The organism is Pseudomonas sp. DSP3-2-3 (genome assembly GCF_049898225.1).
GTDB lineage: Bacteria > Pseudomonadota > Gammaproteobacteria > Pseudomonadales > Pseudomonadaceae > Aquipseudomonas.
In genome coordinates this window covers 33,932-48,550 of sequence record NZ_JAFCXH010000035.1, presented here as the reverse complement: position 1 = coordinate 48,550, position 14,619 = coordinate 33,932, and the positions used below count along the sequence as shown (strand labels likewise).

Here is a 14,619-nt window from a genome sequence, read left to right as displayed (position 1 = left end):
CCCAATGTTGGCCAGAAGCCGATGATGCTTCCTCGAATAGGCCTTATACATAGATGCAACCGGGTAGCAGTGTTCAAAAGCAGGTTGAAAGTGTGGGCGAGTCCATACATAGGAGCGAGCTTGCTCGCGAAGGGCACTTCAGGTTGCATTCGGCAAATTTCCCGACCTGAGATATCGCTTTCGCGAGCAAGCTCGCTCCCACATTAATTACCGCGCTGTCACGCAGTCGGAAGCAGCGGCGCATTCCCTGGCTCGACAGCAATCGGCTCAGGCTGCTTCGGCAATTCCCGGGCAACGTTCCACACCACAATCGCAGCCACCACATCGAAGATGGCCAGCACTACGAACAGCGGGCTGTAGCCGATCTTCGTCACCAGCACGCCAAACACCAGGGTGAACGCCGCTGCGCCGAGATAGCCGAACATGCCGCCCATGCCGGTTGCGGTGGCCACTTCGTTTTTGCCGAACGAGTCCGAGGTGATCGAATACAACGCGCCGGAAAGCGTCTGGTGCGCAAAGCCACCCACACACAGCAACGCGATGGCGGTGTACGGGCTGTCCACCAGACCGATGCACGCCGGGCCGATCATGCAGGACGCGCCAAACAGCAGCACCAACTTGCGCGAAGTGAACAGCGAGACTTTGCAGTACTTATGGAAGAACGGGCTCAAGTAGCCGCCCAATACGCAGCCGACATCCGCCGCCAGGAACGGCAGCCAGGCGAACATGGCGATTTCCTTGATGTTCATGTGCCGTTCGGTCATCAGATACAGCGGAATCCAGGCGTTGAACGTCTGCCAGGCAGGCTCGGAGAGGATTCGCGCCGAAGCGATTGCATAGAAATTGCGGCTGGTGATGATTTTCTTCCAGCTGCCTTTCTGGGTTGGCACATCCTTGAGGTGCGATTCCTGGCCGCTGAGGATGTAATCGCGCTCGGTATCGCTCAAGCGTTTTTGATCACGAGGATGTTTGTAGAGCAGCAACCACAGGCCGCTCCACAGAATGCCCAGCGCGCCGACGATCAGGAACGCCAGCTCCCAGCCACTTTGCAGAATGGCCCAGACCACCAGTGGCGGTGCCAGCAGCGCGCCCACGGACGAACCGATGTTGAACCAGCCGATGGCCACCGAGCGCTCTTTGGCCGGGAACCATTCCGTAGTGGCTTTGACACCGGCCGGCAAGCCTGCGGCTTCGGTCAAACCCAACATCCCGCGAAAGATCGCCAGGCTCTGCCAACCTGTGGCAAACGCTGCCGCCGCACAGGCGGCAGACCAGGCCACGGCGAATATCGCGAAACCCATCTTGGTGCCGATGGCATCAATGATGTAGCCCGCCACCGGTTGCATCAGCGCATAGCAAACCTGCCAGGCGACGACGATATGCGAGTACTGCTCGGTGCTGATGCTCAACTCGCTCATCAGCGTCGGCGCGGCCACGGACAACGTGTTGCGCGCGAGGTAATTGACGATCAGGCCGGCCGTGACCAACCCGACCATCCACCAGCGTATTCCTTTGATTTTCATCTCTTCACCCTGTTGTTTTTGGAGTGGTGGCGAGCGTCTCCCGGTGAATACCGGGGGGCGTTTGTATTCAGTTATGAGTGACCGATTGCCGCGCGCGAGTCGACCGCGCCGAATGGGCGATGAATGAGGCGCTGCAGGGAAAATCCCACCCGAGGGTGAAGAAAGGGACGTTCATGACGTTGTTACCATTTGTATTATTTTTATGGTGGACGAAAGCCGATTTCGCCTAGTCATCGTATGACTTGAGTGATTTAAAGACACATCCTGTAACAATGTCAACAGGAGAAAACCGGGGTACGACTATTGGCTATAGGGTTTTGGGGGGTTGCGGAGGGGAAGGATTTGGTGACGACGTTATACGACGACTAATGACTGAGCGGTCATGATTGATGTAGCAAGACCTGCTCCCCCCGCTGGAGATTCTATGTCCGGGGGCAACCGCCAGGCGCCAGACGTATTGTCTGAACCGACGCCTTCCCGGCTAAAGCCGGCCCCACTGTGGGACCGGCTTTAGCCGGGAATACGGCATTCCAGTAGACGCAAATGCATTGGCTGTACGTCCAGATCCGTTGGAGATTCTATGTTCGTGAGCAACCCCCAGACATGAAGTTTGGGGTGTACTCCGTTTGGTTTTTCATTAGCGCAAATCAAACGCTTCCAGCACTGCCAGCTGATAGCCCACGTCACCCACGGTATGGATCAGCTTGGGCAGGTAGCGTTCGTCGATCTTCGAGCGCAAGCGATGCACGGCGACGTCGATGGGGCGGGTGTCGCCAGCGAAGATCTGGGCTGCGATAAGCGTGCGGGAAAGGACATCGCCTTGGCGACTGGCGAGCAATTGCAGTAAGGCGAATTCGTTTTCACTCAGGGAAATCCGCTGCCCGCCCCGGCTGACGCGCTGCCGGGTCATGTCGATTTCAAGGTCGGCAATGCTGTAGCTCGCGGCATCGCCGGTCGGCCCGCGACGCAACAAGGTACGCACGCGAACCAGCAAGTCATCGAAAGTGAACGGCTTGAGCAGATAATCGTCGGCACCCAGTTCCAGGCCGCGCAAGCGATCTTCGATGGCGTCGGCGGCGGTCAGGAACAACACCGGCGTGGTACCGCGCTGACGTATCAGTTTCAGCAATTGCCAGCCATTGAGGCCCGGCAACATCACGTCGAGGATGATCAGGTCGTAGGTTTGCTCTTCGACAAAGTGCCGGCCGTCCAGGCCATTAAGCGCCACATCCAGGGTAAACCCCGATTTGGAGAAGCCTTCAGCCAGGTTGTTTGCCGTCTTGGCATCGTATTCCACTAACAGCAGCCGCATGACTCACCTCGTTGTCTGAGCCGTCAGCATAACGATTTGGCACGCATGAAGTTGGCTGCCTTGCGTAATTTCACCACATCGAAGATTTCCACCCGGTCCGCATCGAGCCGCAGGATCTTGCGCGTGTGCAGTTCCTGAAGCACTTCAAGCAGCGCCGGACGCGACAAAGCCGCTGTGCGCATCGACTGTATATCGTCCAGCGTGATCAAGCGCCGAGCGTGGCTCATGGGGCCATAACCTTCGGACAACAGCAGCAGCCGCCACGCGACCCGCGCCTTGGCGGGCAGTAGCTTGATGCGTTCGGAATGCAGCAGCGTCAGGCCCAGTTTCTGACTGAGCAACTCGGCAAAAAAACGCCAGTACGCTGGGTTTTTTTCCAGGATATCGATCAGCACCGCATGGGGAATATGCAGAAAAATGCTGTTGCCCTGGGAATACGCGTCATGAGTGCGCGACAGGCCGTCAAACAATGAAACCTCGCCAAACCAGTAAGGCATGCGAACCTCTTCCAGCCTCGGCGCCAGGCGCTGATCCACAACGCTGCCCATGCGAAACCCGCCTTCGAGCAGTACGTAAAAACCACAAGGCGCGTCGTCTTTTTCAAAGAGCAATTTGCCAGGGGTTCTGCGGCGCTGCCGTGAAGCGTTCAACAGGCTATCCTGCAAATCGGCGGGAAGATTGGCGAACCAATAGTCGGTCATCAATCGCGACCGCCATGCAGCTCCGTTTGACATGTTTTCGCTTGCTCCCTGTGACGCCAGATATTTTTTATGGCCGAAACCGTAGCAAACTCCGAGCGTCAGCCAAAGAGGAAAAATAATGAAAAACCTCGTCGATCACCTCAGCCAATACGCGTCCTACCATCGCGATTCCCGAAATATTGTCAGCCATTTCATCGGTATTCCGCTGATCGTTCTGGCGGTTGCGGTCCTGTTGTCGCGGCCTGGCTGGCTGTTGGGCGGTTTGTGGCTGTCGCCGGCAGCGCTGGTGAGTCTGGCGTCGGTGATCTTCTATCTGCGTCTGGATGGTCCGTTCGGCGTGGTGATGGCGGCATTGCTCGGACTATGCGTTTGGCTAGGCGCGCATCTCGCGCAGCAGTCGACCTTGATCTGGCTGAGCGCGGGCGTCGGGATGTTTCTGGTGGGATGGATCATCCAGTTCATCGGCCATTATTACGAAGGCCGCAAACCGGCGTTTATCGATGACGTGACCGGCTTGATCATCGGGCCGCTGTTTGTCGTGGCCGAGCTGGCGTTTTTGCTGGGGCTGCGCAAGCCGTTGCAGCATGCAATCGAGGAAAGGGTTGGGGTGGTGCGCAAGCGCACGTTAAAGCCAGTTATCTAACCGACCCAGTGGGAGCGAGCTTGCTCGCGAAAGCGTCAGATCAGGCGATACAGATGTCGACTGATAAATCCATTCGCGAGCAAGCTCGCTCCCACCGTTCGCCGACTTAAATATTCGCCACTTTCTGCCAGACCTTCGGCTTGAAGAACAGCGTTTCGCCACGCGTCAGGCCGACCAGGCTGTCGTGATCCTTGACCACTTCGGCTTCGATCAGCTCGCTCTGGCCTTCCACTTTCAGGGTTACCCGAGTCGTGGCGCCCAGCGGACGGATATCGCGCACCAGCGCAGCGTGGTGGTCTTCCAGCTCATGCCGTGACAACGACACTTCGTGAGGGCGGAACAACACCTGATCTTCGCCCAGGTGCAGGCGATTGGAGTCGCCCAGGAAGTGGTAGACGAAATCGCTGGCCGGGTTCTCGTAGACTTCGCCCGGCGAGCCGATCTGCTCAATCACGCCTTTGTTCATCACCACGATGCGATCCGCCACTTCCATGGCTTCTTCCTGGTCGTGCGTCACAAACACCGACGTCAGGTTGATGTCCTCGTGCAGGCGCGCCAGCCAGCGGCGCAGCTCTTTACGCACTTTGGCGTCCAGCGCGCCGAATGGCTCGTCGAGCAACAACACTTTGGGCTCTACCGCCAGCGCGCGCGCCAGGGCAATCCGCTGACGCTGGCCGCCCGACAACTGCTCCGGATAGCGATCAGCCAGCCAGTCCAGTTGCACCATGTTCAACAACTCATGGACCTTGACCGCGATCTGGGTTTCGTTGGGGCGCTGATTCTTGGGTTTCATACGCAGGCCGAACGCGACGTTGTCGAACACCGTCATGTGCCGGAACAGCGCGTAATGCTGGAACACAAACCCGACGTTACGATCACGCACGTCATGGCCGGAGACGTCTTCGCCGTGGAAGACGATGCTGCCCTGATCCGGAGTTTCCAGACCGGCAATGATGCGCAGCAAGGTGGTCTTGCCACAGCCGGACGGGCCGAGCAACGCCACCAGCTCGCCACTCTGGATGTCCAGATTGATGCAGTTCAGGGCCTTGAAGGCGTTGAAATTCTTGCTGACATTACGGACTTCGATCGACATGAATTATTCCTCCGCCGCACTTTGGCGCAGACGGTTAATGCGCGCTTCGCTCCACTGCTTGAGCAGCAGGATGAACAGCGCCAGGATCAGCAACAGGCTCGCCACCGCAAAGGCTGCGACGTGGTTGTATTCGTTGTAGAGGATTTCGACGTGCAGCGGCAGGGTGTTGGTGACTCCTCGAATGTGCCCGGAAACCACCGACACCGCGCCAAACTCACCCATCGCCCGCGCGGTACAGAGCACCACGCCGTAGATCAGGCCCCATTTGATGTTCGGCACTGTGACGTACCAGAACATCTGCCAGCCGTTGGCGCCGAGCAGACGCGCGGCCTCCTCTTCCTGCGTGCCCTGCTCCTGCATCAGCGGGATCAGTTCACGGGCCACGAAAGGCACGGTGACGAAGATGGTTGCCAGCACGATGCCGGGCAGCGCGAACACGATCTGGATGTCGTGATCCTGCAACCACGGCCCGAACAGGCCTTGAGCGCCAAACATCAACACATAGACCAGACCGGCGATGACCGGCGAGACCGAAAACGGCAGGTCGATCAGTGTCACCAGCATGCTTTTGCCGCGAAACGAGTACTTGCTCACGCACCAGGCCGCGCTGACACCGAACACCACGTTGAGCGGCACCGAAATCAATACAGCGATGACCGTCAGCTTCAGGGCTGACAAGGCATCTGGTTCGAGAATCGCAGTAAAGAACGCGCCCAGGCCGTTTTTCAAACCCTGGGACACCACGATGAATAGCGGCAAACCGAGGAACAGAATGAACACCAGCCAGCACAGGCCAATCAGGATACGACGCGACACCGCGCTGCCACGACGGGCAGCATTGGCGGAGGCGGCGGCTGAAACAGATGAATAGGACATGCTCTGCGCCTCCTCAGGATGGGGTTTCAATGCGCCGCTGCAGCAAGTTGATCAGCAGCAGCAGAATGAAGGAAACCACCAGCATCATCACGCCGATAGCCGTCGCGCCGGTGTAATCGTACTGGTCGAGCTTGACCATGATCAGCAGCGGCAGGATCTCTGTTTTCATCGGCATGTTGCCGGCGATGAAGATCACCGAGCCGTACTCGCCGACGCCGCGGGCAAACGCCAGGGCGAAACCGGTCAACCAGGCAGGCAACAACGCAGGGACGAGGATGTGGCGAAACACCTGCAACGGACGCGCGCCCAGGCATGCGGCGGCTTCTTCGACTTCCCGGGGGATGTCAGCCAGCACCGGTTGCACGGTGCGCACCACGAACGGCAGCGTCACGAAGGTCAGCGCCAGAGTAATACCCAACGGCGTGTAAGCAATCTTGAAACCCAGGTCCGCGGCAAATTGCCCGACCAGCCCGGTCGGCGTGTACAACGCGGTCAAGGCGATACCGGCCACGGCAGTCGGCAAAGCGAACGGCAAATCAATCATCGCGTCGATGATCTTGCGACCGGGGAAGGTGTAACGCACCAACACCCAGGCCAGCAACACGCCGATCAGGCCATTGATAACCGCCGCATAGAACGCGGTGCCGAAGCTCAGTTTGAGCGCAGCCAGCACGCGAGGCGCGGTGATGATTGCCCAGAATTGATCCCAGGTCAGCTGCGCGGCATGGATAAACATGGCGGCCAGCGGAATCAGCACAATCAGACTGAGGTACACCAAGGTGTAACCCAGCGTCAGCCCGAAGCCGGGTATGACGGGGGAGGTACGTCGCGACATAAAAGTCCTTGGTTGACACACGGAACCCGCAAACGAATGCGGGTCCTTTGTTCAGCTAATTGTGTGTGTTGGTGAGACCGCTTTTGTGCAGGCTGTGTGGGACCGGCTTTAGCCGGGAAGACCACATTGGCCTTAGCACACATGTGTTGAATGTACCGACCTCTTCCCGGCTAAAGCTGGTCCCACAGAAGCCGGTCCCACAGGCCCTCACAGGTTTTGCATCACTGCGCCTGATAGATCTGGTCGAACACACCGCCGTCATTGAAAAACCTGGGTTGAGCAGTTTTCCAGCCGCCGAAGTCTTTGTCGATAGTCAGCAGGTTCAGTTTCGGGAACTGCTTTTCATATTTGGCGGCGACTTCAGCGTTACGCGGACGGTAGAAGTTCTTCGCGGCGATTTCCTGGCCTTCCTTGCTGTACAGGTGCTTCAGGTATTCAGTTGCGATTTCGGTGTTGCCTTTCTTTTCAGCGTTCTTGTCGACAACAGCGACAGGCGGCTCAGCCAGAATCGACAGCGAAGGTACGACGATGTCGAACTTGTCCGCGCCGCCGTCTTCTTTCAGCGCCAGGAACGCTTCGTTTTCCCACGCCAGCAGCACATCGCCCTGACCGTTGTTGACGAAGGTGATGGTCGAGCCGCGAGCGCCGGTGTCCAGCACAGGCACGTGCTTGAACAGTTCTTTTACGTACTCGTTGGCCTTGGCTTCGCTGCCGCCGGTCTTCAGGCCATAGCCGTAGGCCGCCAGGAAGTTCCAGCGCGCACCGCCGGAGGTTTTCGGGTTAGGCGTGATGACCGAAACATCTTTCTTGATCAGATCACCCCAGTCCTTGATGCCTTTAGGGTTGCCCTTGCGCACCAGGAACACGATGGTCGAGGTGTACGGCGTGCTCGCATCCGGCAGGCGGGTTTGCCAGTTTTCCGGCAAGCCTTTGCCCAGTTTGGCGACCTCATCGATGTCACCGGCCAGGGCCAGGGTCACGACGTCAGCGCGCAGGCCGTCGATCACCGAGCGAGCCTGCTTGCCCGAACCGCCGTGGGATTGCTTGATGTCGACCTTGTCGTCCGGATGAGTCTTTTTCCAGAAGCTGATGAACTCGGCGTTGTAGTCCTGATACAGCTCACGCGTCGGATCGTACGACACGTTGAGCAGCTCGTAATCCTTGGCAACAGCGGAACCGGCAAACACGGCACTGGCGAGTGCGGCCAGCGCATAACGGCGAATGGACATGGATCAAGCTCCTGGAAATTCTGGTTGTGTTGGTTTTTCTAGTTTTAATGTGGCGGCGATTGGTGTTTGTGCGAGCGAGCTTGCTCGCGAATTGGGACTGTCAGACGCCAGGTTGGCTGCCTGATCTGACGCTTTCGCGAGCAAGCTCGCTCCCACAATGGATCTTGGACAACGAGGCTATTCAGCTCGGCTTGGTACCCGGATTCTGTAAACGGAACTTCTCTTTACGCTCGATCTGCACGACCTGTGCGTTGTGAACAGTGATTTCAACCGCTCCGAAACGCAGGTCGCGCAGCGCACTCTGAATCTCGCGCAGAATCGCCGCTTCGTCCTGACCGTCAACGCTACGCAGAGATGCGCTCATGATCGTGCTCCTTGAATTGAGAGGCCTGCAGTACCGGTTCTGGGCCCGGACTGCTTGTGGCATGGAGGCAATATTAGAGACGCGCGGTTATTCTTAAAAAGACTATTTAAGAATCTATATATAACCAAAGTGAATTTAGGTTAAAAACCGAGGCGCTGGAGGACTAGATGACAGGCTCGCGAACCCCCGGAGCGCGCAGCCAATCGATCTGCTCGGCCGGCATGGGGCGCGCAAACCAGTAGCCCTGGCCTAACTGACAACCGTTGGCCAGCAGGAAACTGGCCTGCTCGGCATGCTCGATGCCCTCGGCCAACACCCGCATGCCCATGCTTTTTGCCAGGGCGATGATCACCCGGACAATCGCGATGTCGTCTTCATCACTGGGCAGCCCGGCGACGAATCCTTGATCGATTTTCAGCTTCTGCACGGGCATCCGCTTGAGGCGCAGCAAGGATGAATAGCCGGTGCCGAAATCATCGATGGACAGGCTCAGGCCCAGGCCGCGCAGCCGGTGCATCTGCTCAATGGCTTGCTCTGGATCTTCCATGACCGCGCTTTCGGTGACTTCCAGCTCCAGATAAACCGGGTCCAGACCGGTTTCAGCCAGAACCTTCGCCACCTGGCGCTCCAGGTCGCCGCGACTGAACAACCGGCTGGAAACATTGACAGCCACAAAGGAAATCGCCACGCCCGCCGCCAGCCAGCGGGTCATCTGATAGCAGGAGGTCTTCAGCACCCAGGCATCAATGTCGGCGATCAAACCGCTTTGCTCGGCGATGGGGATGAATTCCCCCGGCGGCACCAGGCCGCGCTTCGGATGCTCCCAACGCACCAGCGCTTCGACGCCGATGATGCAGCTGTCTTGCAGATTATGAATGGGCTGATAAAAGACGCGCAGCTCCTGATTCTCGATGGCGCGGCGCAGCTCGCTGGCCAGTTGCACCCGTTGCTGGGCGTGGGCGGTCAACTCTTCGGTGTACAACGCATACCCTTCACGGCCGTCGCTCTTGGCCTTGAACAGTGCGGAATCGGCGTTTCGCAACAATTGTTCAGCGCTCAACGCATCACTGGGAAACAAACTGATGCCCACACTCGCGCTGATAAATAATTGCTGCTCATTGACCAGAAAAGGCGCCTTGAAGCCGTCGATAATCTGCTGCGCATAGCTGGCGGCCTGCACCACTTGCTGGCAGTTTTCGATCAACAAGCCGAATTCATCACCGCCCAGACGCGCCAGGGTCAGGGTTTTATCGAAAAAACCTTCAAGACGCTCGCCCACGGCCTTGAGGATTTCGTCGCCGACGTTATGTCCCAGGCTGTCGTTGATGTGCTTGAAATGATCGAGATCGATCAGCAGCAGCGCGCACCCGCGTTTGCTGGAACGAGCGGATGCCAGCGCCTGGCTGGTGCGGTCGATGAACAGCAGGCGGTTCGGCAGCCCCGTCAACGCGTCGTAATGCGCCAATTGCAGCAGCTCATGCTCAGAGCGCTTGATGGCGGTGATATCGGAAAAAACCGCAACAAAATGTTTTATCTTGCCGTTGTCGCCCTTGATGCTGCGGATGCTCTGCCATTGCGGGTAAATCTCGCCGCTCTTGCGCCGGTTCCAGATCTCGCCGCTCCACTGCCCGGCACTGAGAATCGAGCGGTACATCTGCCGGTAGAACTCAGGGCCATGCCGGCCTGACTTGAACTTGCTCGGATTCATGCCCAAGACTTCGTCCTGCTGATAACCGGTAATCTGCATGAAAGCGCGATTGACGTGGACGATGAGCCCCTCGCTGTTGGTGACCACGACGCCTTCGTGGGTGCTGTCAAACACCGCCGCCGCCAGGCGCAAGCGGTCATGATCTTCACTTTGACGGCGCAACTTGTCGTCAAAGCCCATGCATTTCAGCAGTCGGCCGCGCGCAACAAATACCAGAACGGCACTGGCCAAAACCCACGCGTAGCCGCTTATCTGCTGCGCGAAGGCCAATTGCGCGGGATTCTCGATGATATCCGGCAGCAGATAGTCGCAGAATGCCAGCCACAGGACGGATACCAGTCCGTACAACAGGGCCGCACACAGGGCGTCTCGGGAAGATTCAGTCATAAGAAAACGAAAAGCCTTACGAAAGGTAGGATTATAGAGTAAGAAACATCTGGCGACTCTTATCTGAAAGGCTGACTGGTTTTATCTGACGGCTAAGTGATAATGCGCACTGCTACTTTTTTCTTCACGCGCGTCACTTCGAGGGCAACACAGCCTATGTGGTACAACGGTCTGCTCGATCTTTCCGTCTGGCAGTTGGTGGCAGTCACTCTGGCGATGACCCATGTGACTATCGTCGGCGTCACGGTTTATCTGCATCGCTACTCGGCCCACCGCTCGCTGGAGCTGAATGCAGGTCTCAAACATTTCTTTCGTTTCTGGCTGTGGCTGACCACGGCGCAGAATACCCGCGAATGGACAGCTATCCATCGCAAGCATCATGCCAAATGCGAAACGGTCGATGACCCGCACAGTCCGGTCATCAAAGGCTTGTCTACCGTGCTGCGCAAAGGTGCGGAGCTGTATCGCGCCGAAGCGGAAAACCCGGACACCTTGCGCATCTACGGGAAAAACTGCCCGGAAGACTGGATCGAACGCAATCTCTATACCCGCTTTCCGCTGCTGGGCATCACCATCATGGGCGTTATCGACCTGATGCTGTTCGGCGCGCTGGGCATCACCGTCTGGGCGATCCAGATGATGTGGATTCCGTTCTGGGCCGCTGGCGTGGTCAACGGACTTGGGCATGCCGTCGGCTATCGCAACTTCGAATGCCGCGATGCCGCGACCAATCTGGTGCCGTGGGGCATCATCATTGGCGGCGAAGAGCTGCACAACAACCATCACACCTACCCCAACTCAGCCAAGCTGTCGGTCAAGAAATGGGAATTCGACATGGGCTGGGCGTGGATCAAAGTGTTCAGCGCCCTGCATCTGGCCAAAGTGCAGCGGGTTGCGCCCATCGCCCATCGGGTTGAAGGCAAAGGCAATCTGGACATGGACACCGCGATGGCGATCCTCAACAACCGCTTCCAGATCATGGCCCAGTACCGCAAGCTGGTGATCGGCCCGCTGGTGGCGCAGGAACTGGCCAAGGCCGACGCGTCGGTACGTCATCAATTCCATCGCGCCAAAGCGCTGTTGTCCCGGGAAACCAGCCTGCTGGACGACAAGCATCACCTGCACATCCAGTCCATGCTGGAACACAGCCAGGCGCTGAAGGTGATCTACGAAAAACGCCTGGCCCTGCAGCAGATCTGGCTCAAGACCAGCAGCAATGGGCATGACATGCTTGCGGCGATCAAGGACTGGATCCATGAGGCCGAAGCCAGCGGCATTGCCTCGCTGCGCGACTTCGCAGATCAGCTCAAAACCTACTCGCTACGTCCTGCCCACGCCTGACACCGTTGATCGGCGCGCCCTTCTCGGACGCGCCTTTGCGGAACTTCACCCCTTAAAATCACTCTGAACATCAGCCCATAACCTTCGTGGGAAATGTTGTGGCTGTGCGCCGCACTTCTTCTTGAGATGCAGTGCCATGGACAACCAGAACCCCGCTCCCCCCGCCTCGACTGTCGACATGCCCCCTGCAGCGGAAACACTGCTGGCGTTGATGCATGCCCAGGCAGAAGTCGCGCGCCTGAGCGAACGAGAGCAATTGTTCAGTTCGCTATTGGTCAGCGTTAACGCGGTCTTGTGGGCGTTCGACTGGGCGACTCAACAGATGATTTACGTCAGCCCGGCCTATGAACGGATTTTCGGGCGCTCGGCCGGCTTGCTGCTGGCCGATTACGGCGAGTGGCGTGACAGTATTTATCCGGACGACCTGAATTACGCCGAACGCAGCCTCAACGAGGTGATCGAAAAAGGCTCCATCGAAGATCGCGAATACCGCATCATCCGCGCCGATGGCGAAATACGCTGGCTCAGCGACAAATGTTTCGTCAGCCATCAGGCGGACGCCGGGCATCGCTTGATCGTGGTCGGCATTGCCGAAGACATCACCGAAAAGAAGCAGCTGGAGAGTGAATTACAGCGTCTGGCCACCACCGACGTGCTCACCCAGAGCAGTAACCGTCGGCACTTCTTCGAATGCGCCCAGCGCGAATTCGAACAGGCACGCCTCAACGGCACGCCACTGGCGTTCCTGCTGCTGGATATCGATGACTTCAAGCTGGTCAATGACACTTACGGCCACCAGGAAGGCGATCTGGTGTTGCAGCGCATCGCCGAGTGCGGCCGAGGAACGTTGCGCCGTGGTGATCTGTTCGGGCGCATTGGCGGTGAGGAATTTGCGGCGGTGTTCCCCGGCTGCGCACCGGACATGGCCAAACAGATCGCCGAACGCCTGCAACGGGAAATCCAGCGCCTGAGCTTCCAGCGTGACGGCGTGACGTTTGGCATCACCGCCAGCCAGGGTTTGACCAACCTGGGCGACGCCGATCAAAGCCTCGAAGCCCTGTACGGCCGCGCCGACGCCGCCATGTACCAGGCCAAACGCCAGGGCAAAAATCAGATCGTGTTGGTGTAACAGACGTCAAACTGTTGGAGCGTGGCTTGCCCGCGATTCAGGCGTCTCGGTGGAGACTCACCGCGTTAACGTTCTTCGCAGGCAAGCCTCGCTCCAACGCAATCCACGCAATCAGCCCTGCCCCGGCTCATCGGCAACTTCCGCTTCCGGCACAGCCTCCACCAGCATCACAACAGGCGCCAGCAGGCTTGGATCGGTGACGCCAGTCAGCTTTTTGCGCAGCCGCTGCAAGTCCGCAACGTTCATCTTCAGCAATCTGGCAGGCTTGGTCTTGAGCAAGGGCGTAACGCTGTCATCGTTGCCGAGCCGCGCCATCTGCCCAGCCAGGTTCATCACCAACACTTCCCGGGTGTAAACGCCGGTGTTGTATTGGTAAACCGCCGCAATCAGTTCTCGCAGCTCAAGGGGCAAACGCCAACGCCTGCGCAACGCAGAACCGAACGCTCCCGCATATTGCTCCAGTGATTGCCTGATCTGCTCATCATTCAGTTCGCCGCCAGCCTGCAACCATTCCTGCAGGCAACCCACCACAGCCAGATCGCCCAGCACCTGTAACAACCCGGCGCAAAAACAGCGTTCTGCATCCACCTCAAGCATGCGCGCCAGAATGCGTCCGTATTCAGCGGTACGTTGCGACAACGTCCACAGCTCACTGGCCTTGGCCAGCAGCGCGTCATTGGTCAACACCGACGTGCGCTTCTTTTCCAGCCCGGAAACGATGTCGGCGCCCTGCACACCACCCAGAACAGCCAAGGCTGCGGGCAGTGTCTGCACCGGCGTGCCCAGATGCTGCTCCGCGCTGTTGGCCGCCGCGATGAGCACCGCCGTGATATGCGGGTCGTTGCGCAGCTCCTGCTCCAGCAAGGTGGTATCGACGCGCGCGGCGACCTTGCTGAGTTTGATCGCCGTCGCGACATCCACGAACAAAGGCGCACCGTCGGTGGTATCACGACGTTGCTCCAGAAACCTGGCGAGTGTCGCACCAGGAATCAACGCCGGAACCGCATTCGGCATCGGACACACCAGCAACAGGCGCTCAAGGCGCAGGCGCAGCCCTTCGGTATTCAGGGGCTTGGTCAGGTAAGCCGTCGGCGCCAGCGGCACGGCCTCACGGACACTGGCGCTGTCGCTGCGATTACTGATCAGGATAAAAGGTATGACTGGCTTGCGCTGTAACCCGCGGACACCGCGCAACAGGCTCAAACCGTCGATGACAGGAAGTTCTCTGGCAGCAATCACCAAGTCAGGCAGCTGCTTTTTTATCCATTCGGCAGCCTGCTTGCCATCGGTGCAGATCTCAAGGTCGATATCAGCGCGCACGCTCAGGAGCAACTCACTCAGGGTTTCGCGAACCCAGGGATCGGATTCGGCAATCAATACGCGAGGTACCGCGGGTAAATCTACAACTGTCATCAGCAGTCTCCGACATCGATGCGTTCACCTTAGCCAATGCATCCGTTTGGAGATATACCCCAAAA

General features: G+C 58.3%; 13 protein-coding genes. 3 read left to right on the top strand and 10 right to left on the bottom strand.

The window, feature by feature from the left end:
- Window positions 1–218: 218 nt before the first annotated feature.
- The 3 genes from ACP7E4_RS26750 to ACP7E4_RS26740 all read right to left on the bottom strand — a co-directional run bounded on the left by ACP7E4_RS26750 (window position 219) and on the right by ACP7E4_RS26740 (window position 3,569).
- Window positions 219–1,496, bottom strand: coding sequence for an MFS transporter (locus ACP7E4_RS26750; RefSeq protein WP_426118793.1), 1,278 nt, complete (start codon window positions 1,494–1,496; stop codon window positions 219–221).
- 664 nt (window positions 1,497–2,160) lie between these two features.
- Window positions 2,161–2,835 carry a response regulator gene (locus ACP7E4_RS26745; RefSeq protein ID WP_426118748.1) on the bottom strand — a complete coding sequence of 225 codons (675 nt, stop codon included), beginning with the start codon at window positions 2,833–2,835 and terminating at the stop codon, window positions 2,161–2,163.
- A gap of 23 nt (window positions 2,836–2,858) precedes the next feature.
- Window positions 2,859–3,569 carry a Crp/Fnr family transcriptional regulator gene (locus ACP7E4_RS26740; protein WP_426118749.1) on the bottom strand — a complete coding sequence of 237 codons (711 nt, stop codon included), beginning with the start codon at window positions 3,567–3,569 and terminating at the stop codon, window positions 2,859–2,861.
- 85 nt (window positions 3,570–3,654) lie between these two features.
- Between ACP7E4_RS26740 and ACP7E4_RS26735 the strand changes: the two genes are divergently transcribed.
- Complete coding sequence (locus ACP7E4_RS26735; protein ID WP_426118750.1) at window positions 3,655–4,179, top strand: DUF962 domain-containing protein; 525 nt, start codon at window positions 3,655–3,657, stop codon at window positions 4,177–4,179.
- 106 nt (window positions 4,180–4,285) lie between these two features.
- Here the strand turns inward: ACP7E4_RS26735 and ACP7E4_RS26730 are convergent, their stop codons facing one another.
- The 6 genes from ACP7E4_RS26730 to dibA form a co-directional block, all read right to left on the bottom strand.
- Window positions 4,286–5,272: a sulfate/molybdate ABC transporter ATP-binding protein gene (locus ACP7E4_RS26730; RefSeq protein WP_426118752.1), complete on the bottom strand. Its 987-nt coding sequence runs from the start codon at window positions 5,270–5,272 to the stop codon at window positions 4,286–4,288.
- Window positions 5,273–5,275: 3 nt separating this feature from the next.
- Window positions 5,276–6,148 carry a sulfate ABC transporter permease subunit CysW gene (gene cysW, locus ACP7E4_RS26725; protein WP_426118754.1) on the bottom strand — a complete coding sequence of 291 codons (873 nt, stop codon included), beginning with the start codon at window positions 6,146–6,148 and terminating at the stop codon, window positions 5,276–5,278.
- 13 nt (window positions 6,149–6,161) lie between these two features.
- Complete coding sequence (gene cysT / locus ACP7E4_RS26720) at window positions 6,162–6,983, bottom strand: sulfate ABC transporter permease subunit CysT (protein ID WP_020293747.1); 822 nt, start codon at window positions 6,981–6,983, stop codon at window positions 6,162–6,164.
- A 221-nt stretch (window positions 6,984–7,204) separates the two neighbouring features.
- Window positions 7,205–8,212: a sulfate ABC transporter substrate-binding protein gene (locus tag ACP7E4_RS26715; RefSeq protein WP_426118756.1), complete on the bottom strand. Its 1,008-nt coding sequence runs from the start codon at window positions 8,210–8,212 to the stop codon at window positions 7,205–7,207.
- Between the two features lie 181 nt (window positions 8,213–8,393).
- Window positions 8,394–8,576, bottom strand: coding sequence for a sulfur starvation response protein OscA (gene oscA, locus ACP7E4_RS26710; protein WP_020293745.1), 183 nt, complete (start codon window positions 8,574–8,576; stop codon window positions 8,394–8,396).
- Between the two features lie 163 nt (window positions 8,577–8,739).
- Window positions 8,740–10,671 (bottom strand): phosphodiesterase DibA, encoded by a 1,932-nt coding sequence (dibA, locus tag ACP7E4_RS26705; RefSeq protein ID WP_426118757.1) that lies wholly within the window; start codon window positions 10,669–10,671, stop codon window positions 8,740–8,742.
- Between the two features lie 156 nt (window positions 10,672–10,827).
- On the opposite strand from dibA, the gene desA reads away from it, so the two are divergent.
- The gene (gene desA / locus ACP7E4_RS26700) at window positions 10,828–12,012 is read left to right on the top strand and encodes a delta-9 fatty acid desaturase DesA (RefSeq protein WP_426118758.1); all 1,185 of its coding nucleotides are present in this window, start codon (window positions 10,828–10,830) and stop codon (window positions 12,010–12,012) included.
- A 136-nt stretch (window positions 12,013–12,148) separates the two neighbouring features.
- Window positions 12,149–13,141: a GGDEF domain-containing protein gene (locus ACP7E4_RS26695; RefSeq protein ID WP_426118760.1), complete on the top strand. Its 993-nt coding sequence runs from the start codon at window positions 12,149–12,151 to the stop codon at window positions 13,139–13,141.
- Between the two features lie 111 nt (window positions 13,142–13,252).
- Here the strand turns inward: ACP7E4_RS26695 and ACP7E4_RS26690 are convergent, their stop codons facing one another.
- Window positions 13,253–14,554, bottom strand: coding sequence for an HDOD domain-containing protein (locus ACP7E4_RS26690; protein ID WP_426118761.1), 1,302 nt, complete (start codon window positions 14,552–14,554; stop codon window positions 13,253–13,255).
- Between the last annotated feature and the right edge of the window lie 65 nt (window positions 14,555–14,619).